The sequence below is a fragment of the Streptomyces sp. NPDC055243 genome, from assembly GCF_044544025.1.
In the GTDB taxonomy this organism is placed as follows: domain Bacteria; phylum Actinomycetota; class Actinomycetes; order Streptomycetales; family Streptomycetaceae; genus Streptomyces.
Genome location: NZ_JBITWR010000009.1, coordinates 279075 through 301451, shown reverse-complemented (window position 1 = coordinate 301451; position 22377 = coordinate 279075). Strand labels below are relative to the sequence as shown.

At 72.2% G+C, this 22377-nt stretch carries 21 protein-coding genes; 14 read left to right on the top strand and 7 right to left on the bottom strand.

Features of this window, described 5'->3' with window-relative positions; genetic code table 11:
* Window positions 1–167 precede the first annotated feature (167 nt).
* The 3 genes from secD to ACIGXX_RS26620 all read right to left on the bottom strand — a co-directional run bounded on the left by secD (window position 168) and on the right by ACIGXX_RS26620 (window position 6142).
* Window positions 168–2417 carry a protein translocase subunit SecD gene (gene secD / locus ACIGXX_RS26630; RefSeq protein WP_399979499.1) on the bottom strand — a complete coding sequence of 750 codons (2250 nt, stop codon included), beginning with the start codon at window positions 2415–2417 and terminating at the stop codon, window positions 168–170.
* Window positions 2418–4504: 2087 nt separating this feature from the next.
* Window positions 4505–5170 carry a response regulator transcription factor gene (locus ACIGXX_RS26625; RefSeq protein ID WP_351163849.1) on the bottom strand — a complete coding sequence of 222 codons (666 nt, stop codon included), beginning with the start codon at window positions 5168–5170 and terminating at the stop codon, window positions 4505–4507.
* On the bottom strand, window positions 5171–6142 hold the full coding sequence (locus ACIGXX_RS26620; RefSeq protein ID WP_399979329.1) for a HAMP domain-containing sensor histidine kinase: 972 nt from the start codon (window positions 6140–6142) through the stop codon (window positions 5171–5173).
* Between the two features lie 327 nt (window positions 6143–6469).
* On the opposite strand from ACIGXX_RS26620, the gene ACIGXX_RS26615 reads away from it, so the two are divergent.
* The 4 genes from ACIGXX_RS26615 to ACIGXX_RS26600 all read left to right on the top strand — a co-directional run bounded on the left by ACIGXX_RS26615 (window position 6470) and on the right by ACIGXX_RS26600 (window position 8851).
* Window positions 6470–6838, top strand: a complete 369-nt coding sequence (locus tag ACIGXX_RS26615; RefSeq protein ID WP_366461429.1) for a TraR/DksA C4-type zinc finger protein — start codon at window positions 6470–6472, stop codon at window positions 6836–6838.
* Window positions 6839–7007: 169 nt separating this feature from the next.
* A complete protein-coding gene (locus ACIGXX_RS26610) occupies window positions 7008–7373 on the top strand; it encodes a TraR/DksA family transcriptional regulator (RefSeq protein WP_399979495.1) in 366 nt (121 codons plus the stop codon).
* A complete protein-coding gene (locus ACIGXX_RS26605; RefSeq protein ID WP_366461213.1) occupies window positions 7370–8215 on the top strand; it encodes a rod shape-determining protein in 846 nt (281 codons plus the stop codon). Before ACIGXX_RS26610 ends, ACIGXX_RS26605 begins: the two co-directional genes overlap by 4 nt.
* Window positions 8216–8275: 60 nt before the next feature.
* On the top strand, window positions 8276–8851 hold the full coding sequence (locus ACIGXX_RS26600) for a hypothetical protein (RefSeq protein WP_351163843.1): 576 nt from the start codon (window positions 8276–8278) through the stop codon (window positions 8849–8851).
* On the opposite strand, the gene ACIGXX_RS26595 is transcribed toward ACIGXX_RS26600, so the two are convergent.
* The 3 genes from ACIGXX_RS26595 to ACIGXX_RS26585 all read right to left on the bottom strand — a co-directional run bounded on the left by ACIGXX_RS26595 (window position 8848) and on the right by ACIGXX_RS26585 (window position 12168).
* On the bottom strand, window positions 8848–10194 hold the full coding sequence (locus ACIGXX_RS26595; protein WP_399979325.1) for a DUF1254 domain-containing protein: 1347 nt from the start codon (window positions 10192–10194) through the stop codon (window positions 8848–8850). The two genes, ACIGXX_RS26600 and ACIGXX_RS26595, sit on opposite strands and share 4 nt — an antisense overlap.
* Window positions 10195–10390: 196 nt before the next feature.
* Window positions 10391–10669 (bottom strand): type B 50S ribosomal protein L31, encoded by a 279-nt coding sequence (locus ACIGXX_RS26590; protein WP_351163837.1) that lies wholly within the window; start codon window positions 10667–10669, stop codon window positions 10391–10393.
* Window positions 10670–11163: 494 nt separating this feature from the next.
* Window positions 11164–12168 (bottom strand): Ku protein, encoded by a 1005-nt coding sequence (locus ACIGXX_RS26585; protein ID WP_383820895.1) that lies wholly within the window; start codon window positions 12166–12168, stop codon window positions 11164–11166.
* 110 nt (window positions 12169–12278) lie between these two features.
* Between ACIGXX_RS26585 and ligD the strand changes: the two genes are divergently transcribed.
* The 3 genes from ligD (at window position 12279) to ACIGXX_RS26570 (ending at window position 14634) form a co-directional block, all read left to right on the top strand.
* Window positions 12279–13205, top strand: coding sequence for a non-homologous end-joining DNA ligase (ligD, locus tag ACIGXX_RS26580; RefSeq protein WP_361464267.1), 927 nt, complete (start codon window positions 12279–12281; stop codon window positions 13203–13205).
* Window positions 13202–14083, top strand: a complete 882-nt coding sequence (locus ACIGXX_RS26575) for an ATP-dependent DNA ligase (RefSeq protein ID WP_399979320.1) — start codon at window positions 13202–13204, stop codon at window positions 14081–14083. Before ligD ends, ACIGXX_RS26575 begins: the two co-directional genes overlap by 4 nt.
* A gap of 122 nt (window positions 14084–14205) precedes the next feature.
* Window positions 14206–14634, top strand: coding sequence for a DUF4440 domain-containing protein (locus tag ACIGXX_RS26570; RefSeq protein ID WP_351163827.1), 429 nt, complete (start codon window positions 14206–14208; stop codon window positions 14632–14634).
* Between the two features lie 92 nt (window positions 14635–14726).
* Here ACIGXX_RS26570 and ACIGXX_RS26565 read toward each other — a convergent pair whose 3' ends face one another.
* Window positions 14727–15530, bottom strand: coding sequence for a nuclease-related domain-containing protein (locus tag ACIGXX_RS26565; protein ID WP_351163825.1), 804 nt, complete (start codon window positions 15528–15530; stop codon window positions 14727–14729).
* Between the two features lie 230 nt (window positions 15531–15760).
* On the opposite strand from ACIGXX_RS26565, the gene ACIGXX_RS26560 reads away from it, so the two are divergent.
* From ACIGXX_RS26560 to ACIGXX_RS26530, 7 genes are all read left to right on the top strand, one after another.
* Entirely contained in the window at window positions 15761–16045 is a 285-nt protein-coding gene (locus ACIGXX_RS26560) for a hypothetical protein (protein WP_351163822.1), read from the top strand.
* 33 nt (window positions 16046–16078) lie between these two features.
* Entirely contained in the window at window positions 16079–16735 is a 657-nt protein-coding gene (locus ACIGXX_RS26555; protein WP_399979315.1) for a class F sortase, read from the top strand.
* 81 nt (window positions 16736–16816) lie between these two features.
* On the top strand, window positions 16817–17575 hold the full coding sequence (locus ACIGXX_RS26550) for a hypothetical protein (protein WP_351163817.1): 759 nt from the start codon (window positions 16817–16819) through the stop codon (window positions 17573–17575).
* On the top strand, window positions 17572–18873 hold the full coding sequence (locus tag ACIGXX_RS26545; protein ID WP_361464276.1) for a HAMP domain-containing sensor histidine kinase: 1302 nt from the start codon (window positions 17572–17574) through the stop codon (window positions 18871–18873). The genes ACIGXX_RS26550 and ACIGXX_RS26545 overlap by 4 nt, the downstream gene beginning before the upstream one ends.
* A 129-nt stretch (window positions 18874–19002) precedes the next feature.
* Entirely contained in the window at window positions 19003–19392 is a 390-nt protein-coding gene (locus ACIGXX_RS26540; RefSeq protein WP_351163813.1) for an SH3 domain-containing protein, read from the top strand.
* A 63-nt stretch (window positions 19393–19455) separates the two neighbouring features.
* Complete coding sequence (locus tag ACIGXX_RS26535) at window positions 19456–20847, top strand: FtsW/RodA/SpoVE family cell cycle protein (RefSeq protein WP_351163810.1); 1392 nt, start codon at window positions 19456–19458, stop codon at window positions 20845–20847.
* Complete coding sequence (locus ACIGXX_RS26530) at window positions 20844–22304, top strand: penicillin-binding transpeptidase domain-containing protein (RefSeq protein ID WP_351163808.1); 1461 nt, start codon at window positions 20844–20846, stop codon at window positions 22302–22304. Before ACIGXX_RS26535 ends, ACIGXX_RS26530 begins: the two co-directional genes overlap by 4 nt.
* Window positions 22305–22377 lie beyond the last annotated feature (73 nt).

Sequence of the window (22377 nt, the reverse complement as noted above, 5' to 3'; positions counted from 1 at the left end):
GCGCGACGCGATCTCTGCGTCCCTTTGAACACCGCGGCTCGACGTATCGGGTAGCCGTCGGAGAGAGACGCTGTGGAGCCTCCGAACGGGGTGGCCCATCGGTCCGGCCCTCCTCGACGCTGCCGAGGAGGGCCGGGCCGATCAGTAGACGTGGCTGGCCTTCTGTCTCAACAGGGTGCTCGGCGCCCTGTCTGGGTGCGGTTGGTCAGTTCTATGGCCAGCGGTGTGGCCGTGAACATGGATGAGTAGGTGCCGACCGCCAGGCCGATCAGGAGGGCCAGGGCGAAGTCTGTGAGAGGGGGGCCTCCCAGGGTTGCCAGGGCGGTGAGGATGAAGGCCGCGCCCATTCCTGTGTTCAGGGTGCGGGGCAGGGTTTGCAGGAGTGCCTGGTTCGCTGTTTGGGGGAAGGGGCGGGCGGGGGTTTTCTTGGTTTGTTCGCGCAGTCTGTCGAAGACCACTACCGAGTCGTTCACCGAATAGCCGATCACCGTCAGCAGCGCGGCCAGGAAGATGCCGTCAATCGGTTTGCCCAGCCAGGCGAAGATCCCTAGGAGGATTACGACGTCGTGGGCCAGGGCCGCGACCGCCGCTGTTCCCAGGAGCCAGCGGAAGCGGGCCGCCAAGTAGGCGAGTTGGGCGGCTAGGGCTGTTGCCAGGGCCATGAGGGCGTTCTGGCGTAGTTCCTTGCCCAGGCTGGGGCCGATCGACTCGTCCCGGAGTTTCTGGGGGGCGTGGTCCGTCAGGGTGCCGATTGTCTTGGTGATGGCGGCTGCCTGGGGGTTCGTCAGGTTGGTTGTGCGGATTGTCAGTTGGGTTTCTCCTGTTGTCTGGACTGTTGCCTGGGGGAAGCCTGCGTCAGCCAGGGCTTTTCTTGCCTTGTCGGGGTTGAGGGGGGTCTTGGTGGCGTATTCGATTACTCGGCCGCCGGTGAATTCGATGCCGAAGTCCAGGCCTCGCAGAGCTATGCCGGAGGCGGTCAGGACGAGGGCCGCTGCCGAGGCTGCCAGCCATCTGCGGGGGTGGCGCATCAGGTTGGGGTTCGTGTGCGTCAGGTGGGCGCGGAATCTGCCGATGCCTGCGATGCCCGTGAGGTGAGGGTGGCGGCGTATGCGGGGGCGGGCCGCGGCGTAGTCGGCCAGGGCCCGGGTGATGACCAGGGCGCTGAACATCGAGGCCAGGACGCCGATGCCCAGGGTGACTCCGAAGCCTCGTACGGGGCCTGACGCGAGGAAGAACAGCAGGCCGGCGGCGATGAGCGTGGTGATGTTGGAGTCCGCGATCGCGCTGAAGGCGCTGCGGAACCCTGCGGTCAGGGACGACCGCGGGGTGGGGCGGTGGCGAGCCGCGTACTCCTCGCGGGCGCGTTCGAAGACGAGGACGTTGGCGTCGACCGCCATGCCGATGGCCAGTACGAAGCCGGCGAGGCCGGGCAGGGTGAGGGTGGCGCCGATGGCGGCCAGGGCGGCGTAGGAGATCAGGCCGTAGGCGGCCAGGGCCACGGTGGCGATGGCGCCCATCAGGCGGTAGACGGCGATGATGAAGAGCGACGTCAGCGCGGTGCCGATGACCGCGGCCCAGGCGCTGGCCGTGATGGCCTGGGCGCCGAGGCTGGCGCCGACCGTGCGCTGTTCGACGATCTCCACCGGTACCGGCAGGGCGCCTCCGCTGATGAGCAGGGCCAGGTCCTTGGCCTCGCGGTCGTCGAAGGAGCCGGTGATCTGTGTCGAGCCTCCGCTGATTCCGGAGTGGCACGGGACCGAGGGGTCCACCTGGGGCGAAGAGATGATCTTGCCGTCCAGGACGATGGCCACCCGGCGGGCCGGGTCTCCTGGTGCGTGGCAGGCCGCCTCGCCCGTCAGGCGGGCCCAGCCGTCTCGGCCCTGGCCCTTGAAGTCGACGGTGACGTGCCAGCCGGCTCCGCCCTCCTGGTCGAAGCGGTCCGCCGCCTTCTCCACGTCCTTGCCCGTCAATGACGCTGCCTGGAGGCGTAGGCGTTCGCCGGACTCGTCGGGGAGGACCTGTTGGGCGGGGTCCTTCCGGCGTTGATCGGTGGTGTCGGCAGGGGTATCGGCGGGGGTGTCTGCCGTGCCTAGTACCTGGTGGAAGGTGAGTTCCGCGGTGCGGCCGAGCATGTCCGCCGCCTTGCTCGGGTCCTGCGCGCCGGGCAGCTCCACGACGATGCGGTTGTCGCCGGAGCGGGCGATGGTGGGTTCGGCGACGCCCAGCGCGTCGATACGGCCGCGCAGCACCTCCATGGTGCGGTCGGTGGCCTCCTCGCCCGCCTCAGAGGTGGCGGTGGGGCGGGTCTCCAGGACGAGTTGGGTGCCGCCGCGCAGGTCGAGCCCCAGGTGGACCGGCGTTGTGAGCGCGATGTAGAGGGACAGGGCTACTGCGGCCAGGGCCAGCAGGCCTCTGATGTACGGGGCGCGGTTGGCGGAGGGCCGCCGGGGGCGGGTGGCGGAGGGGCGTCTCGGGCGGTTCGTGGAGGGGGGTCGGGGGTGGTTTGCGGATGAGCGTCGAGGGCGGTTCGTGGCAGGGCGCAGGGGTCGGTGCACGGCAGGCCTCCGGCAGGCACAGGCACACCGCGGCCGGCCAGGGCGGTGGCCGCGGTCAATGGAAAGGGATATGGAGAGTTCAGGTGCCGGGAGGTGGGGGTGGTGCGCGTGCGCCGGAGGGGTTCGCCGCTTCCGCGGAGGCGGGCGGGCGCACCGCTGAGGGCGGCGGCCACGTGGGCTGGGGCGGGCAGGCGGGCGTGCGGCGTGCGGCCGGGGTGGCAGGGGGCGGCGGTGACGGCCGTTCGCTGGTGATTTCGCGATGGCTTCGGGGTGCGGCGCTTGCGGGGGCGGCGTGCGCGTTGCCTGCGGCGTGCGCGCTGTCTGCGGCGTGCGCGTTGCCTGCGGCCTGCGCGTTGCTTGTGGCCTGCGCGTTGCCTGTGGCCTGCGCGTTGCCTGCGTTGCTCGCGGCGTCTGTGGCGTTCGCGTTGCTCGCGGCGTCTGCGTTGCCTGCGGCGTCCGCGGCGTCCGCGTAGCTCGCGGTATCAGAGTTGCTCGCGTTGCTCGCGGCTTCTGCAGCGTCTGCGTACGGTGCGCTGTACGTGGGCGCGGCGCTCGCGGTTGGTGCTGCGTGGCGCTCGCCTAGTGCTGGAGCGGGCGCGGTGACCGGTGTGGCGTGGCGGCGCGCGCCAAGCGTATGAGCGGACGCTGCGGCCGGTGTGGCGTGGCGGCGCGTGCTAGGCGTTTGAGCGGGCGCTGCGGCCGGTGTGGCGTGGCGGCGCGTGCCGAGCGTATGAGCGGACGCTGCGGCCGGTGTGGCGTGGCGGCGCGTGCCAAGCACTTGGGCGGGCGCCGTGGCCGGTGTGGCGTGCGGTCCGCCAAGTAGCGGCGCGGGGACGGCAGTTGCGAGCGGTACGGGTGAGCGAGTGCTGCCCGGTGCAGGCGGGGGCAGCAGTGTGGCTAGGAGGGCGAGAAGGACGGCCAGTAGCGCTGCTGGGCCGGGGCCGATGGCGCGGGGCATCGCGTGCCGGCCGGTGCGCGGGACGGTGTGCGGGACGGTGTGCGATGAGCGTGCCATGCCCCGTCCCCTCTCCTCGTCGGTGGTAGTGACCGGCCCTCTTCGGGGAGCCGGTCGGGAGCCGTTCGGGGCCTCAAGGCCCGGCTGGGGAGTAGCAGCCGGGCCTTGAGGCAGTCGGGGGACAGCCCGTGCGGTCTGTCGGACAGGGGAGTCGGAGGGGCGGGTCAGGGTCGGGAGCTGCGGTGCGGGCTGCCGTCGGGGGCCGGGCCGGGTCGGGTTCGGGGACTGCGGTGCGGGGCGCGGCGCAGGGGGACAGGGAAGGGTCGAGGACTGCGGTGCGGGCCGCCGTCGGGGGCCGGGCCGAGTCGGGTTCGGGGACTGCGGTGCGGGGCGCGGCGCAGGGGGACAGGGAAGGGTCGAGGACTGCGGTGCGAGGCGGCGGCGTAGAGAGCCGGTCAGGCTCGGGGACTGGGGTGCGCGGCGGCGGAGTAGGAGGCGGGTCAGGGTCGCGATCTGCGGTGCGGGACGGCGCGTAGAAAGGCGGTCAGGGGCTGCGGGGTGGCGGTGCGGGACGGCGGAGTAGAGGGCCGGGTCGGGGGCGTCGGGCCGGGGCAGGCGGCGTAAAGAGGCGGTCAGGGGCGGGGCTTCAGGGCGGGGCGGCAGCGTAGAAAGGCGGTCAGGGGCTGCGGGGTGGCGGTGCGGGACGGCGCAGTAGGGGGCCGGGGCGGGGGGGCGTCGGGCCGGGGCAGGCGGCGTAGAGAGGCGGTCAGGGGCGGGGCTTCAGGGCGGGGCGGCAGCGTAGAGAGGCGGTCAGGGGGTGTGGGGTGGGGTGAGGGTGGGGGCGTGCCTGTTTGGGCGTACTCGCTGTGTCGGGGCGAGTGCGTGGCCGCTTCCGCAGGGGAGCGCCTCATGTCGTGCTCCGTGCGGGCATGCCGGCACGGCCCCTCGCGTCCGCTGCCGACTGCAGCCACTCGGTTGTCGGCGCGTGCGGTGGTCAGGGTTCGATCAGGCCTGCTCGGATTGCGTAGCGGGTTAGTTCCAGGCGGTTGCGTAGGCCCAGTTTGTGGAGCAGGTTCGCTCGGTGGCGGTGGACCGTCTTGATGCTGATGAAGAGCATCTCGGCTATCTCCTTGGACGAGTGGCCCTCGGCCACGAGTTTGAGGACCTCCTCCTCGCGTGCCGTCAGTACCTGGTCCGGTGGCTCCTCGCCCTGGCGGACCCGGTCGAGGTAGTTGCGGATCAGGGCGGTCACCGCGCCCGGGTAGAGGAACGGCTCGTCGCGCATGGCCGCCCGGCAGGCGGCCACCAGGTCGCGGTCGGCCACCGACTTCAGGACGTATCCGCTGGCGCCCGCCTTCAGCGCCTGGAAGAAGTACTGCTCGTTGTCGTGCATCGTCAGCATGAGGACGCGTACGCCCGGCTTCAGCGCCGCGAGTTCGCGCGCGGCCTGCAGGCCCGTCATCCGGGGCATCGCGATGTCCAGAACCGCCAGGTCGACCTCGTGCGTGCGCGCCAGCGCGATGGCCTCCGCGCCGTCCCCCGCCTCGGCCACGACCTCGAGGTCCGGTTCACCGTCGAGGATCAGTCGCACCCCGCGGCGCACCAGCGCGTGGTCGTCGGCGAGGAGGATGCGGGTGGGGGGTGCGTCGGTCGTACTCATCTACTGCTTCCCGGAGGTGTGCGGCGTGGGGGTCGGTACGGGAACCGTCAGGCGGACCCGCGTACCGGACCGTGGGTCTGACGTGACGTCCAGCGATGCCCCGATGAACAGCGCCCGCTCCCGCATCCCGCGGATCCCCGCCCCCTCGTGGGCGACCCCGGTCCCGCGGCCGTCGTCCGTGACGCTCAGCGCCACCGCGCCGTCGGTGCGGCAGAGGCTCACCTCCACCCGGCCGGCCTCCGCGTGGCGGGCCGCGTTGGTCAGGGCCTCCTGGGCCACCCGGTAGAGGACCAGTTCCGCCTGCTGATCCAGTGGGGGCAGGTCCGGGTCGAAGCGGCGTACCACCCGTAGTCCCGCGTGCGTGGCGAACTCCGTGGTCAGGGAGGTCAGGGCGCTGATCAGGCCGAGGTCGTCCAGGACCCCCGGCCGCAGTCTGCGCACCAGACGGCGTACTTCGTCCAGGCTCCCCCGGGTGATCTCCTGCGCCTGTTGCAGCTCGCCGCGCAGGGGTTCGTCCGCCTTGTCCGACGCCCGCTTCAGGGACAGCAGGACCGCGGTCATGGTCTGGCCGACCTCGTCGTGGAGTTCCTGGGCGATGCGGCGCCGTTCGGATTCCTGCGCGAGCAGGACGCGGGCGCTGCTGGCGGCCCGCTCCTGCTCAAGGCGTTCGAGCATGGCGTTGAAGGTGCGGATCAGCTCGGCGGTCTCGCCGTGCCCCTGCTCCGGCAGGCGATGCCCGGGGCGCAGCAGGTCGACGGTGGTCATCAGCCGGGTGAGGCGGTCCAGCGGGGCCAGGCCGATCCGCAGCAGGGCCGCGTTGGCGACCAGCATGACGCCGAGGCCGCCCACGAGGATGACCGCCTCGGTCAGCACCACCGGCACGGAGACGGTCACCGGCGCCCACAGCAGCAGGGCGGTGGCGCTCCCCAGCACCACCGCGTTGAGCGCGAAGATCCGCCAGAACAGGGACAACGGGGTGACGCCTTTCTGTCTTCTCCATCTTCGCGGACTCGCGCTCTTGCGTTGCCTGCACTCTTGCGGGCCTGCGCTGTTGCGGGCCCGCGCTGTCGCGGGCCTGTGGTCTTTTGCGGGCTTGTGGTCCTGCGGGCTCCGGTGTCGTCACCGGGGCCGCGCGTACCGCCCAGCCTGCCCCCTTTCCCTTCTGTCCGTCGATGGGGCGCAATGCCCATTTGCGCGATGGGGCCCGGGGACCGCCGTAGATGGGTATCGCGCCCGATGGGTTTCGTACGACTCACCGGCGACGGTGAGGGCATGACCCAGCTGGAAGAAGGCCCCGCCATGTCGCTCGACACCCGTACTCCCCCGGTCGAAGACCACCCCGAAGACCACCCCGGAGCCCGCCTCGAAGCCCGCCCCGAGCGGCTTCCCGCGCGCGAGGCCCGTCGGCGTCTGGAACACGAACGTGCCTCCCGGCTGACGCAGTTGCGCGCCATCGGCGAGGCCGGGCAGGAGGCGGAGGAGCAGGTGATGGCGGCGCAGAAGGACACCCTCGAACGGGTCCTCAAAGAGATCGAGGCCGCCCTCGACCGCGTACGGGACGGCAGCTACGGCACCTGCCCCGGCTGTGCCAAACCCATCCCGGTCGAGCGCCTGGAGATCCTGCCCTACACGCAGTTCTGCGTTCCCTGTCAGCGCAAAGCCGGCTGACCACCGCGCGTCCGCGAACGCGACCGCGCCCGCCCTCCGTCTCCCGCCCTGCCCGAGGGGTGAAGTGGTGAACCTCCAGATCATCGAACCGGCACTGATCGAACCGGCCCCGATCGAACCGGCCCCGATCGAACCGGCCCTGATCGAACCGGCACTGATCGAGCCAGCCCTGCCCGAAACGGCCCCGATCGAACCCGCCCTGTCGGCCGACGACCTCGTCACGCTGCGCCAGAACCTGCACGAGCAGCGCCTCTTCCGCCGGGAACAGCTCCAGCAGCTGTCCGACTCGGCGATGCCCCGCGCCGACGCGCTCCTCGACCGGCAGAGCGCCGCCCGCACCGAGGTCCGCGTCAAGCTCGCCGCGTCGGCCCGCATGGTCCTCGCCGACGTCGAGGCAGCCCTGCGGCGCATGGACCGCGGCGACTACGGCGCCTGCCACCTGTGCCGGCGGCCCATCGCCCGCGAGCGCCTGAGGATCGTGCCCCAGGCCCGCTACTGCGCCCGCTGCCAGCAGGTCCAAGGGGCCGACCGATGACCACGACCCCGTCCCCCCTCCCCCCAGGACCCGCCCGGCACCGCTCGTGGCCCTGGTGCCGGCAGTGCTCCGGCATCGCCCTCGACCTGGGCAGCGCCCGGACCCGTGCCTGGACGTCCGGCCGGCGCATGATTCTCGACGTCCCCACCGTGACCTTCCACGGCGGTGGCGCCGTCTACCCCATCCGGCGCGGCGCCATCGTCGACACCTCCGGCACCGCCCGGATGCTCGACCGGCTGCTCGGCCACCGGCTGCCCCGCTTCGGCCGCCCCCTGCTCATCCTGACCTCGCCCGTACTGGGCGGAGTCGCCTACCGCGCCGAGGCCCGCATCGCCGTCGAGGTCCTCCGCCCGCGCACCGTGCTGACCATCCCCACCGCGCGGGCCGTGGCCTCGGCCGTGGACGCCGATCTGGCCCGGCCCCTGCTCGTCGTGGACATCGGCGCCCACCTCACCGAGGTGGCCCTCCTCGCCGACGGCGCGGTGGTCGACGCCCGCCACACCGCCCTGGGAACGAGCGACCTGGACCGTCGCGCCTCCCCCACGGCGCCGCCGCCCCCGTCCGCCCACCTCACCGACTGCGTCGTCGCGATGGTGACCGCGATGCTCGGGCAGGACCGCAGCTCCCGGACCCTCGAAGCCCTCCGCCGCGGCGCCCTGCTGGCCGGTGGCGGCGCCCTGCTCCCCGAAGTCAGCCGCGGCCTCGCCGAACAGCTGCACGCCCCCGTCCAGCCCGTGCCCGCCCCGCACACCGCGGCGGTCCGCGGCGCCGCGAAACTCCTCCGGGCCGCGCACGGCCACCCCTCCACGGCCGCGAGCACCGACGCCGCACACCCCCTCTGAACCCCACCACCCTCAGCACCCTCAGTACCCTCACCACCCCCACCGCCCAAGGAGAGCCCCGTGGCCCTGCTGTGGCGCTGGCGGCGCAATCCGCTGCGCCGCCGCACCGACCTCGTACAGGCGTGGATCGCCGTCGGCCTCTTCCTGGCCGTCGTGATCGCCACCCCGGCCGCCGTCGTGCTGGTCGGCGACGCGGCCCGCCGCCACACCGAGCAGACCGCCCGGCACCAGGCCGAGACCCGGCACCGCACCACGGCCGTCCTCGTCCACGACGCGCCCCGCCACCCCGAGCCCGGCTCGATCGAGGCGAAGAAGACCCGATACCCGGTCCCCGTCCGTTTCACCGACCGTCACGGACACACCCGCACCGCGGACGCGGACGTCGAGCCGGCCCTGACCGCCGGGAACACCATCCCCGTATGGGTCAGCGACGAAGGGAAGCTCACGGACCCGCCCCTCACCGAGGCGGAGGTCCGCGACCACACCATGGGCTACGTCGTCCTGGCCGCCATCGCCGTCCCGCTCACGGGCGCCGCCGCGTACGCCTGCGCCCACCGCAGGCTTGAGCGGCACAACCTCGCGCAGTGGGGCGCGGCCTGGGCCCGTACCGCCCCCCGCTGGACCGCCTCTCCCTAACTCCGGCGGATGGGCGGCAGCTCGTACGTCCCGTCGAAGACCGCGGCGCGTGGCGTGTACATCCGCAGGACCGGGCGGAAGCGTCCGCCGGGGGTGGGCAGCCAGTTCGCGGCCGTCTTGTCGTCGGTGGGGCGCTGCGGCCGGAGGTGGAGCGTGAGGGAGCCGTCGTCGTCGTGGCTCAGGCCCGGGGTACGGTCGCCGATGGAGTAGCGGTCGATGGGGTTGGCGACCAGGTAGTAGTCCGGCAGGTCGTACATCGTGATCGACCAGAACGCGTCCACCGGCGGCGGCTTCTCGAAGCGCAGGGTGTATGACTGCCCGCCGTCCAGGGGCTGCCCGTCACCGTCGTTCCACGTCATCGCGTACGCCGCTTCGTATCCGTGGTTGCCCCAGAGCGCGGTACGGGCCGACGTGGCGCGCACCATGCGGCCCAACTCCCGGTCCGTGTAGATCCATTGGGGGTCCTTGAGCGTGCCGACCTCGAAGTGGTCGGCGTTGTAGTCGAAGGCGTGATACGTCAGTTTCCAGCCGTTCTGCTCCGCGCTGCCCCCGTGGGTGGACTCGTGCTCGACCTTCTCCTTGCCCGCGGCGAACCCGGCACGCAGCGCTTCGGCGAGCTCCGGCCGGGGCTGCGCGTAAGGGCTCGTCACGTCCAACAGGCCGAGCGGGGCGAAGCGCTGCTGGTAGGTCAGGTCCGCGGGCGCGGGCGGGAAGGCGGCCATGCGGGCCCGCAGCTTCTCGTAGAAGAGGAGTTCCGGTTCCTCGTCCGGGATGTACGTGTGGGTCGGCAGCCCGTGGGCCTCTCCGGACGCCGTCCAGTACGGCTCCAGGAGCGTGTCCTCCTGGAGCTCCCGTACGGCGGCCACGTCGTCCGGGCCCGCGCAGGCCCACCGCCCGACGATCGACGCCACCTCGGTCGGCACGGAGATGCGGGTGGCGCCCAGCGGGACGTCCTCGTCCCAGCCGGGCGGCGTGAGCAGGTAGCTGGCCGCGCCGGTTCCGGTGGCGCGGCGGCCCACGTAGGCGAAGTTGTTGGTCCACGCGTCCACGAACTGCAGGACGTAGTAGCGGCCGTCGGTGTCCGGGACCGTCAGGAGCAGGGCGCCGCCGGAGAGGTCGAGCTGCGCCACCGAGTAGACGGTGTCGTTGTTGACGGTCACGAAGGGGTCGTCGGGGCCCGCCAGCTTGCTCGCGTGGCTGAACTCGTTGAACGGCGCGGGGGCCACCGAGCCCATGCCCTTGCGGGAGAAGCGGTCGACTTCGTCGAGGTTGAGCACCATCGGGTAGCCGTAGATGTACGCCTCGGCCGCCAGCGCCTGGAGATCGGTCGTGCCGTCGGTCATGCCGCCGCCTTCTCGTGATCAAGCTCGTTCGTCGTTCGTGGTCCGGCGTTCGTGGTCCGTCGTTCGTGGTCCGTCGTTCGTGGTCCGCGGTTTTGGTCGCTCGCGTCCGTGATCAAGGTTCTACGGACATCGTCGGGCCGCCGTGCCCCTCCTGCCACTCCTGCCGCTTACGTGGCGTGGCGCGGGCGGTGGCCGGTCACTCCGGCGTGCTCGGGGGCTCCGTATCGCCGTAGCGGCGCTCGAACTTGGCGACCTGGCCCTCGGAGTCCACGACGCGGGCGCGGCCCGTGTAGAAGGGGTGGCTCTCGGAGGAGATCTCCACTTCCACCAGGGGGTACGTCTCGCCGTCGTCCCACTCGATGGTCTGGTCGCTCTCGGCGGTGGAGCGCGTGAGGAAGGCGTAGCCCGCGGAGCGGTCCCGGAAGACGACGGGGCGGTAGTTGCCGTCCTTGCCCTTTTGCTTGTCCTGAGTCATTCCTCAAGGTTCACCGCGTACGTGCGCTGCGGCGAGCCTGGGGGGCCACGCGGGCTACGGGGCTGCCGCCGGAACGGTCTTCTCCCACCCAATCGCCCGTTCACCCCGCATCCGCCCCTCAACGAACAAGCTCTCCCACCCACCCACCGATTGCCCCGGGGGGGGACAGGGGACACCGGGGGCGGGTGAGGCCAGGGACGTGCGAGTGCGGGGTCGGCGCGTGCTGGTGCGGGTGGGGGTAGGGCCGTGGATGACGGGCGGGGGCTGCGATGTGTCCAGCCACGGGGGCTCGGCCCCTGAGCAGTCGCGGGCGGCAGTGCGCGCGAGGGGACGTGCCGGTATGTCCGCACGGAGCACGGTTCGCGGGACTCCCTCGCCGAAGTGGCCCGGCGCCGAAACCGAGATAGCGAGTACGGACATACCGGCGCGGCACCGACCCCCAACCGGGGCACCTCCGTGCCCTAGCCTCCGCGCCCTGCCTCCCTTTCTCCCTGCTACGCCCGCTTCTTCGCGGTCGTCTTCTTCGCGGGGGACTTCTTCGCCGTCGCCCCCTTCTTCGCCGTCGTCGACTTCCTCGCCGTCGCCGTCGCCGTCGTCGACTTCCTCGCCGTCGTCGCCTTCTTCGCCGTCGACTTCTTGCCCCCCACCTCCTTCGGCGTCGTCCTCGCCGCAGCGCCCTTCCGATCGCCCCGCGCCAGCGGCGTCACCTCCGCCAGGGAGTCCCCGCTCTTCGCCGCCCGCACGCTCTTCTCCAGCGCCGCCATCAGGTCGATCACCTTGCCCCCGCCGGAATCCGCCCCCGCGGCCGGCTCCGTCGGCACCGCGCCCTCCGCCTTGGCCGCGATGAGTTCCTCCACCGCCGCGCGGTAGTCGTCGTGGAGGGTGGAGACGTCGACCTCCCCCAGCGTGTCCATCAGCGCGTCCGCCAGGTCCAGCTCCGCGTCCCGCACCTTGACCCGCGAGTCCGGAGCCACGCCCTCCGGCTCACGGATCTCGTCCGGCCAGAGCAGCCCGTGCATCGCGATCACGTCGTCCACCACCCGCAGCATCCCCAGCCGCTCCCGCCCCCGCAGCGCGAACCTGGCGATCGCCACCTTCCGGCTCCGCGTCAGCGCCTCCCGCAGCAGCGTGTACGGCTTGGTCGCGGGCACCCCGTTGGCCGACAAGTAGTACGCCGTGTCCATCTGCATCGGATCGATCACGTCCGCGGGCACGAAGGCGACGATCTCGATCGTCTTGGCGGTCGGGATCGGCAGCGCCGCCAGATCCTCGTCCGTGATCGGGATGATCGAGCCGTCCGCGTCCTCGTACCCCTTGCCGATCTCGGCGGACGTCACCTCCCGCTCCTCCAGCTCGCACACCTTGCGGTAGCGGATTCGGCCCCCGTCCTCCGTGTGGATCTGCCGGAAGGAGACCGCGTGGTTCTCTGTGGCGTTCACCACCTTGATCGGGATGCTGACGAGCCCGAAGGAGATCGCACCGTTCCATATGGATCGCACGTCAGGCACCTCTCAGCAGTCAGCGGCAGTCGGCGACCCCGGCCGACGGAAGCCAGGAGTCACGCACCCGTCCCGGGGTGATTCGTCCCCATTCGTGGGAGTCTCATCGTATGACGCCGATCACGGAGGTGGAGGGGCGGCAGCTGGCCCTCAGCAATCTCGACAAGGTCCTCTACGCCGCGTCCGGCTTCACCAAGGGCGAGATGCTGCACTACTACGCCAGCACGGCCGAGGCCCTCCTCCCCCATCTGCGCAACCGGCCCGTCTCCTTCCTCCGCTTCCCCGACGGGCCGGACGGCCAGCGCTTCTTCGCCAAGAACGTGCCGCCCGGCACCCCCACCTGGGTGCAGACCGCCGACGTACCCCGCTCGGACGGCGACGCCCGGCAGATCCTCGTGAACGACCTCCCCACCCTGATGTGGGCCGGCAACCTCGTCACCGAGTTCCACACCCCGCAGTGGCAGGCGGACGCCCCCGCCCTGGCCGACCGGCTCGTCCTCGACCTGGACCCCGGCGCCCCCGCCACCGTCGTCGAGTGCTGCCGGGCGGGCCGCTGGCTGCGCGAGCGCCTTCAGGCGGACGGCCTGGACGTCTACGCGAAGACCTCCGGCTCCAAGGGCCTGCATCTGCTCTGCCCCCTGGAGCCGACGCCCTCCGAGCAGGTCACCGCGTACGCGAAGGAGCTCGCCAAGGAGGCCGAGGCCGCGCTGCCCGACCTGGTCGTCCACCGGATGACGCGCAGCCTGCGCCCCGGCAAGGTCTTCGTCGACTTCAGCCAGAACGCCGCCGCGAAGACGACCGCCACCCCCTACACCCTCCGCGCCCGCCGGGAACCGACCGTCTCCACCCCCGTGACCTGGGAGGAGGTCGAGGCGGTCGAGGAGCGCCGCGATCCCGCGGAACTGGTGTTCCTGGCCGGCGACATCGCGGCCCGCCTTCAGCGGCACGGGGATCTCCTGGGTCCGCTCGTCGACCCCGACCAAGGCCGGGCCCGCCCCCTCCCCCGCTCTCTCTCCCGCCGCGAGCCCCCTTCATGATCACCCCGCCCCTCCGGGTCGCCCTCGCCGAATCCGTCACCGCGCTGCCGCAGGGCGACGGCTGGGCGTTCGAGCCCAAGTTCGACGGTCACCGGCTCGTCGTCTTCGCCGACGGTCACCGCGTGCGGCTGCAGGCCCGCTCCGGACGCCTCGTCACCAGCGCGTTCCCCGATCTCGCCGAGGCCGCGGGACACCTGCCCGCCGGGACCGTGCTCGACGGCGAGGTCGTCGTCTGGGCCGACGGCCGCATCGACTTCCAGGCGGTCCAGCAGCGCGCCGCCGCCACCCGCGCGCACGCCACGCACCTCGCGCGCACGCTCCCCGCTTCGTACGCCGCCTTCGATCTGCTCGCCGACGGGGGCGAGGACTGCCGCACCCTGCCCTACCAGGAACGGCGCGCACGCCTCGTACGCATCCTCGAACCGCTCGGGCCGCCCCTCCAGGCCGTACCGATGACGACCGCCCGCGCAACGGCCCTGACCTGGTACGAGACCCTGCCCGCCACCGGCATCGAAGGGCTGGTGGTCAAGCGGCTCGACGGGGCCTACCGGGGCGGCACGCGCGCGTGGCTGAAGCTGCGGCACAGCGACACCCGGGACGCGGTGGTCGTCGGGTTCACCGGCAGCAGGGCCCGCCCGCAGGCGCTCGTGCTCGTCCTGCCGGGGGACGGCACGCCCGTGGTGTCGTCGCCGCTCAGCTCCGCGCTGCGGACGGCGGCCGGGGCCGCGCTGCCGGAGGCCAGGGGCGAGGGGACCGCGATCGCCATCGGGATCGGCGAGGTCACCTACGCCGCCCTGCCGGCCGAGCCGCCCGTCACGGTGGAGGTGCGGCAGAACACGACCCGGCACGCGACCGCCGTGGTCGTCCGCTTCCGCTGAGAACCGACCGGCAGCCACGATCCGAGCGACGACGTGATCGGCATCACAGCTAATCAAGTTTGACTAGCGGGCGATTCGAGCATACCTTCCTCACACGTAGTCAAACTTGATCAGGAGCCCGCATGACCGTACTGCCCGAGACCGGATACGTCCCGACCGACGAGGACCGCGCGAGCCTGGCCGCCTGGTTCGCCGAGTACGACGCCCACAGCGCGCGGCGCGACGTGGAGCGCATGGCCGATCTGGCCGTCTTCCCGCTCAACCTGGTCAGCGACGACTCCGCGGGCGACGGACGCTCCGCGCAGTGGGACCGGGATCAGTTCGTCGCGACCATGACGCACGTGATGGGGGACGGGAGCGAGGACATCACCTTCGAGTCCACGCGCACGCCCGTCTTCCTCTCCCCCGCCATGGCCGTGGTCTTCACCGACTCGGTGATGACCGCGAACGGCGAGACGCAGCAGCTGCGGTACGCCGACATCCTGGTGAGGCGGGGCGGGGCCTGGGCCTTCCAGACCATGATCCAGGGCGGCTGGGGCGACAACCTCTGACGGACGACAGCCCCTGACGGGCGGCGACCTCTGATGGGCGACGGCCTCTGATGGGCGGCGACCTCTGACCGGCTCAGGCCCCCGGAGGGGCACTAGACCCGCAGCCACGTGTGCCGGTCGCGCGCCATCGCGTGCAGCGCCTCCACATCGGCCGGTTTCAGTACGCCGCCGATGCCCGCCAGGGCCGACACCGCCGCGTCGCGCACGATCCGCACCTCGCGCGGCGGGGCGGTCACGTCGAGGTCCACCGCCCCGGACAGGGCGAGGACCGGGCGGATCTCGGCCGTCAGCGCGAAGGACGCCCGGTCGGCGGCGGCGCGGATCTCCCTCAGGAGTGGACGCGGGTCCGCGCGGCCGACCGCGACCATCGGGTCGGCGACGCGGACCCGCTGCTTGCGGGCGGCGAGCGTGTACACGCTGAACAGGCCGCCGGGGCCGATCAGGAGGTGGTGGATGCGGGCGCCGCCCGGCAGCGGCACCGAGTGCAGGGTGTGCCAGCCGCCGCCCTCCAGGCCGTCGAGCACATCGCCGATGGCCTGCTCGGCGGCGAGCGCCCGCTGCCGGGGGTCGGCGCGCAGCCTGCGGGCGGGCGCCGGGTCGCGGTCCAGGGCGATCAGGAGTGCCTCGCCCGGGCGGTTCGGGGCCAGGTCGTCGTCCGGGTGCAGGGCGAGGCGGGCCAGCTCGGCGGGGGTGGGGACGGATGGGGGGCCGACCGAGAAACCGCCGGTCAAGAAGGGGGCAAGGGCACGCAGGACGGCTTCTCTGTGATCCTCGCTGAGCAGGTTCACGCGGGACGCGTCCCTCTCGTACCACGCGACGTTCCTGCCGTCCGCGAGGCAGACGTACAACCGCTCTTGCCCGTGCCGCCAGGCCGGTATGACGCGCAGTCCGCTCATTGCACCATCACCCCACCGACCATGGGAGCAGCAAGGACATGCCTACGGCAAGAACCTGGGCGGCCCGGAAGGAAGTTGAGCGGGGGAAGTTGAGCCACTCGTAACAGCACCGCCCCCGCGGTTATGGCCCGCTGTTACCTGGCCGACGAATTGCCGCAATGGCGGACATATACCTTCGGTGGTGCCCTTTCGCTCTCCCCAGCGATCAGCCGCCAGCCGTAAGGACCGCCGTGAGCACCCGTCGCCGCCACTCCCTCCTCCGTGCCGCCGCCGTGACCACCGTCGCCGGCGGCGCACTCCTCATGCCGGCCGTGGCCGCCGTCGCGGACTCACCGGCGCACGCCGCGGACACGAGGACGGTCGCGCCGGCCGCGCCCGAGGGCGGCGTCAAGGCCGGCACCGAGGGGTTCCACGGCGGCGACCCAGTGTTCATCGCCGCCGGCGGGGCCATGGCGGCGGCCGGTGCGGCCGGTCTCGGGTACGCGATGCTGCGCCGCGGCCGCACCGACGCCTGAGCCCCCTCCCCCACGCACCCCGCAGGAGCCGCTGTGAGCACCCCCACCGAAGAGACCCCCGCACCCGCCCCCGCCCCCGCCAAGCACCGCCACACCGCCCGCATCGCGGCCGCCGCCACCCTGACCGCAGCCCTCGGTATCGGCCTGATCGCCTGCGGCCAGGGCTCCGGCACCCCGGCGCCCGACGTCAAGGTCGACAACGCCGTGGCCGCGCCCGCCGCCCGGACCCACGCCCCGCTGGAGAAGTCCCGCCCCACGGGCCTGCGGATACCGGCGGCCGGTGTCGACGCCACGTCGATGCTCGACCTCGGTGTGGGCGCGGACGGCGCGCTCGACGTGCCGCCGGTGGACAAGGCGGAGGAGCCCGGGTGGTGGACCGGAGGTGTCACCCCGGGCGAGAAGGGGGCGGCCGTCCTGGTGGCGCACTACGACACCGCGCGGGGGCCCGCGCTGATGAAGAACGTGGCGAAGGTGAGAATGGGGGACGAGATCGAGGTGCCGCGAGCGGACGGAAGTACCGCGACGTTCAAGGTGCGCGAGATAGAGCAGGTGGACAAAAAGAACTTCCCCACCCATAAGGTGTATGGGGCGACCGACCGGCCCGAGCTGCGCCTGCTGACCTGTGGTGGGCCCATCAAGGACGGTCACCGCACCGACAACATCATTCTCTACGCCGACCTCGCGCCGTAGCCGGACCCCGCGGCGCCGCAACCGAACCTCGCGCCGCGACCGAGCCGCCCCCGGGCCGCTCCTCCGGCAGGCAGGAGTGCCGTGCACCGCAGCCGTCTCGCGCTCGCCGCGGGCCTCGCCCTGTCCGCGGCCCTGCTGGCCGCGGGCTGCGGCGACCCCGGCGACCTGCGCGGCGCGGGAGCGACGCCCACCGCGGAGGCGCCCACCCGGCTCTGGCCGAAGCTGCCGCCTCCGTCGGCGCCCGCCGAGGACTACGGAACGATAGAGAGCGTGCAGGTCAAGGGCGTGGACGTGCCGGACGGCAATCTCCGCAAGGTCGATCCGGTCACCGTCGCCAAGGCGGACTTCGACAAGAACCCGGGGATGTACAGCCGTTCGGACGAGGTCTACAAGCAGACGGTCCAGCGGCTCGCCTCGTGCGACACGAGCCACGCGGGCGACGACGAGTGCCCCGTCCTCGACGCCTACTACCGCGATCTCACCGGCGACGGCAAGGACGACCTCATCATCGGCATCCGGCTGCCCCGGGGGCACGCCGAGAATCTGGACATCCGCGCCTACGCCGTGGAGAAGCGGAAGCTGACGCAGATCATGGAGATGGGGGACGCGGTGCTCGGCGTCGAGCTCGCCGGTCATGAGGTGATCGTCCGCGCCGTCTCCGGCATGCCGGGCTACGAGTACCGCACCGTGTGGTCCTGGGACGCCCACCAGAAGACCATGCTGCCGACGACCGACGAGATCGTGCGCTCCCCGAACGCGCCGTCGAAGAAGCCCAAGCGCAAGCCCGAGCCTGCCGCCAGCGCCCGTCCCCCGGCCGCCTCCCCCGGCGAAAGCCCATGAGCCACCGGCTGCCGCGCGGGCCGCGGCTTCCCGCCTGGACGGCGACGCTGACCTGGAAGGCAGCGGTCTTCATCACCGTCATGTGCTGCGCGCTGGCCGCGCTGCTGGGCGCGCTCGTCCACGTCTCGGTGACCAACCAGACCGTGGGCCAGGCCCGCGACCACGCGCTGACCCGGCTCGACGACGCCACCGAGGCGTTCGAGGCGGGCGACGACCTCGGTCCCGGCGCGGGGGTCGACCCGGCAGGCCTTCCCGAGCGGCTGCGGGAGCTCGCGGCGGGCGGTGAGCGCGGGACGATGGTCGCCGCGCGGGACTCCCGGCCGACGATGTGGGCCGCGGGGCCCGCCAAGGACGGGCGGGCCATCGCCGTCCAGGTCGACTACGCCCAGGGCGCCCGCACCATCGACGGACTCGACCGGGCGATCCTCGGCTCGTCCGTCCTCGCGATCGGGGCGACGCTCCTGGTCGGGGCGTTCGCCGTGACACGCGTGACGCGGCGCCTGCACCAGACGGCGACGGTGGCGCGCCGGATCAGCGCGGGCGACCTCGACGCGCGCGTGAACGACCCGCGCACCCGCGAGCCCTCGCGCCGCCAGGACGAGGTGGCGGCGGTCTCCGGCGCCCTCGACACGATGGCGTCCTCGCTGCAGGGCAAGCTCCAGAGCGAGCAGCGGTTCACCGCGGACGTGGCGCACGAGCTGCGCACACCGCTGACCGGCCTGCACGCTGCGGCCGAGCTGCTGCCGCCGGGGCGGCCCACGGAGCTGGTGCGCGACCGCGTGTCCGCGCTGCGCACCCTCACCGAGGACCTCCTGGAGATCTCCCGGCTCGACGCGAAGAGCGAGCGCGTCGACCTGGACGACCACCATCTCGCCCCACTGGCCGAGCGTGCCGCGCGGGGTTCGGGGGCCGGTGCCGAGGTGGTCGTCGTACGCGACGTCTGCGTGGTGACCGACCGGCGGCGCCTGGAGCGGGTGCTCGGGAACCTCGTCGCCAACGCGGACAAGCACGGGCGGCAGCCCATCGTGCTCACCGTCGACGGGCCCGTGGTCTCGGTGCGCGACCACGGCGACGGATACCCGGACTACCTGGTGGAACACGGGCCGCAGCGGTTCCGCACGGAGGGCACGACCCGGGGGCACGGGCTCGGCCTGACGATCGCGCTGGGCCAGACGGCGGTGCTCGGCGCGCGGCTCACGTTCACGAACGCACCGGACGGCGGGGCGGTGGCGACGCTGACGCTGCCCTACGAGGAGACCGCGGGCAGCGGTGCCAGAGGCTCCGACGGGACGCTCTGAGGGGCGGTTTGACGCCGCGTGACCTTTTGCGCGCGCAGCGTGCCGATTTTACTGTGAATCGCGGCCTATGACCCGTTTCCCAGGGGCCTACGGACCGCTTCACATCCGCCCTTCCCCAGAGGAGGCCCCATGTCCCTTCGGCCCACCGCGACCAGGACCCGGCTCGGCATACTCGCCGCCGGCGGCGCGCTCGCAGCCCTCACCGTCACCGGCCCCGCCTTCGCGGCCGACGACGCCACCGGCCACCAAAGCGTCCGCGCAGACGACGCCAACAACCACCCCCGCGTCTACAAGGGCCGCGTCACCGCCAGGCACGGACTGCTGCTGCGCACCGCCCCCCACCGGGGCAGCAAGGTGATCCGCAGCGTGCCGTACGGCAAGGTCGTCTCCATCTACTGCAAGACGACCGGCGACCACGTGAGCGGCAACAACCGCTGGTACCTGCTCACCAACGGCACCTGGGCATGGGGTGCCGCGCACTACATCGCCAACATCGGGCCCGCACCGCGCTGGTGCTGACGCACCACAAGCACACGGTGACATAAACGGACATTGGGGCCTATCGCTTGCTACGTTCCGGGCATGACCGGAACAGCAGCGGCGCCCCCGTCCGTCCCCGCTGTTCGCGTACCCCGGCGCCGTGGCACCGAAGTCGCCCTGATCGTCGTGGCCGTCCTGCTCTCGGTCTACGGCTACTGCGACGTCGGCCTCGCCAAGAACGGCACCGTCCCGCCCGGCGCCGCAGGTTACGGCGCCGGGCTCGGCGTGCTCGCGCTCCTGGCCCATCTCGCGGTCCGCTTCCGCGCGCCGTACGCCGATCCGCTGCTCCTGCCGATCGCCGTGCTCCTCAACGGCCTGGGCCTGGTCCTGATCTACCGGCTCGACCTGGAGACCCCCGGGGACGCGGCGGCGCCCACGCAACTCGTCTGGTCCACCGTCGGCGTGGCGCTCTTCATCGGCTTCGTGGTCTTCCTGCGCGACCACCGGGTCCTCCAGCGGTACGCGTACATCTGTGTCGTCTCCGCGCTCGTCCTGATGATCGTGCCGATCTTCTTCCCCGCCGTGAACGGCGCCCGGATCTGGATCAGGGTCGGCGGATTCTCCATCCAGCCCGGCGAGTTCGCGAAGATCCTGCTCGCGATCTTCTTCGCCAGCTATCTGGCCGCCAACCGCAACGCCCTCGCCTACACCGGCCGTACGGTCTGGAGGCTGACGAAGCTCCAGCTGCCGACCGGGCGCGTGCTCGGGCCGATCGTCGCGATCTGGCTCCTGAGCGTGGGGGTCCTCGTCCTCGAACGGGACCTCGGCACCTCGCTGCTCTTCTTCGGGCTCTTCGTGATCCTGCTGTACGTCGCCACGGGACGCACCGGCTGGATCGCGGTCGGCCTGGTGCTCGCCGGGTTCGGCGCGTTCGTGGTGGGCTCGCTGGAACCCCACGTGCACAGCCGCGTCGAGGACTGGCTGCACCCCTTCGCCTCGATCGACGCGGGCGAGGGACCCAACCAACTGGCGCAGTCCCTCTTCGCGTTCGCGGCAGGCGGCATGCTCGGCACGGGCCTGGGGCTCGGGCACTCCATCCTCATCGGCTTCGCCGCCAAGTCCGACTTCATCCTGGCGACGGCGGGCGAGGAGCTGGGCCTCGCGGGACTCGCCGCGATCTTCCTGCTCTACGCGCTCCTGGTGGAGCGCGGCTACCGGGCGGGGCTCGCCCTGCGGGACTCCTTCGGGCGGCTGCTCGCGGTCGGGCTCGCCTCGATCGTCGCGCTCCAGGTGTTCGTGATCGCGGGCGGGGTGAGCGGGCTCATCCCGCTGACCGGCATGGCGATGCCGTTCCTCGCGCAGGGCGGCTCGTCGGTCGTCACCAACTGGATCATCGTGGCGCTCCTGATCCGGCTCAGCGACTCGGCCCGCGACCAGCCCGTCGGCCCGGGCGGACAGGTCGGCCCGGTCGGCGCCCTGAAGGAGGACGCGTGACGCGGTACATCCGGCATGCCGCCGCGTTCTGCGCGCTGCTCCTGATCGCCCTGCTCGTGAACGCGACCCGCGTCCAGGTCGTCCAGTCCGAGCACTTCGAGGACAACCCCGCCAACCGCCGCCAGGCCATCGCCCGGTTCGGCCAGCCGCGCGGCGACATCATGGTCGACGGCCGCGCGGTCACCGGGTCCAAGGACACCGGGGAGCAGCTCCGCTATGAACGGACGTACAAGAACGGCCCGTTGTACGCCCCCGTGACCGGCTACGCCTCGCAGGTCTACGGCACGACCCTCCTGGAGAACGCCGAGGACGACATCCTCTCCGGCACCGACCCGATGCTCGCCCCGCTCCCCCTGTGGAACGACATCAGCCGCGCCCAGAACCCCGGCGGCCAGGTGCGGACCACCATCAAGGCGGCGGCGCAGCAGGCCGCGTACGCCGGGCTCGGCGGCAAGAAGGGGGCGGTCGCCGCGATCGAGCCGTCGACGGGCAAGATCCTCGCCCTGGTCAGCACGCCTTCGTACGATCCCGAGCGGCTCTCCGGCACCAGTGCGGCGGTGGCGCGGTCCTGGGCTTCCCTGAACGGCAGCTCCGACAAGCCGATGCTGAACCGGGCGATCCGCCAGACGTACCCGCCCGGCTCCACGTTCAAGGTGGTGACCGCCGCGGCGGCCCTGGACGCCGGTACGGTCACGGACCTGGACGCCGCCACCAAGTCGCCCAATCCGTACACGCTGCCCGGCACGAGCACGCAGCTGACGAACGAGGTCGAGGGCTGTACGAACGCGCCCCTGCGCTACGCCTTCGAGTGGTCCTGCAACACGGTCTTCGCCAAGCTGGGCGCGGACACCGGCCTGAGCGACATGCTGGGCACGGCACGGAACTTCGGCTTCAACGACAGCGGCCTGAAGATTCCGGCATCGGTGGCGGCGAGCAACTTCGACACCTCGATGGACGACGCGCAGCTGGCGCTCTCCGCCATCGGCCAGTACGACACGAGGGCGACGCCGCTGCAGATGGCGATGGTCTCGGCCGCGGTGGCCAACGGCGGCCAGGTCGAGTCCCCTTACCTGGTGGACGAGACCACGACGGACGACGGCGACGTGGTGGCGAACACCGGCCCCCAGACCCTCCACCAGGCGATGAACCCGGCCACGGCGATGCAGCTGCGGGAGCTGATGACCGACGTGGTCGAGGAGGGCACCGGCGGCAACGCGGCGATCCCCGGCGTGACGGTGGGCGGCAAGACGGGCACGGCCCAGCACGGCATCGACAACTCCGGCACGCCGTACGCCTGGTTCATCTCCTGGGCCCAGAAGTCCGGCGACGCGCAGCCGTCGGTGGCGGTGGCGGTGGTGGTCGAGGACGCGGCGGCGGACCGCGGGGACATCAGCGGCGGCGGGAGCGCGGCGCCGGTCGCGAAGGCGGTGATGGAGGCGGTGCTGGACGGGTCGTAGAACACTGCCTCCACCCGTGCGTCAGAGGTTCGGAGCGTCAGGGGTCCGGGGCCGTCAGGGGTCCGGGGCCGTC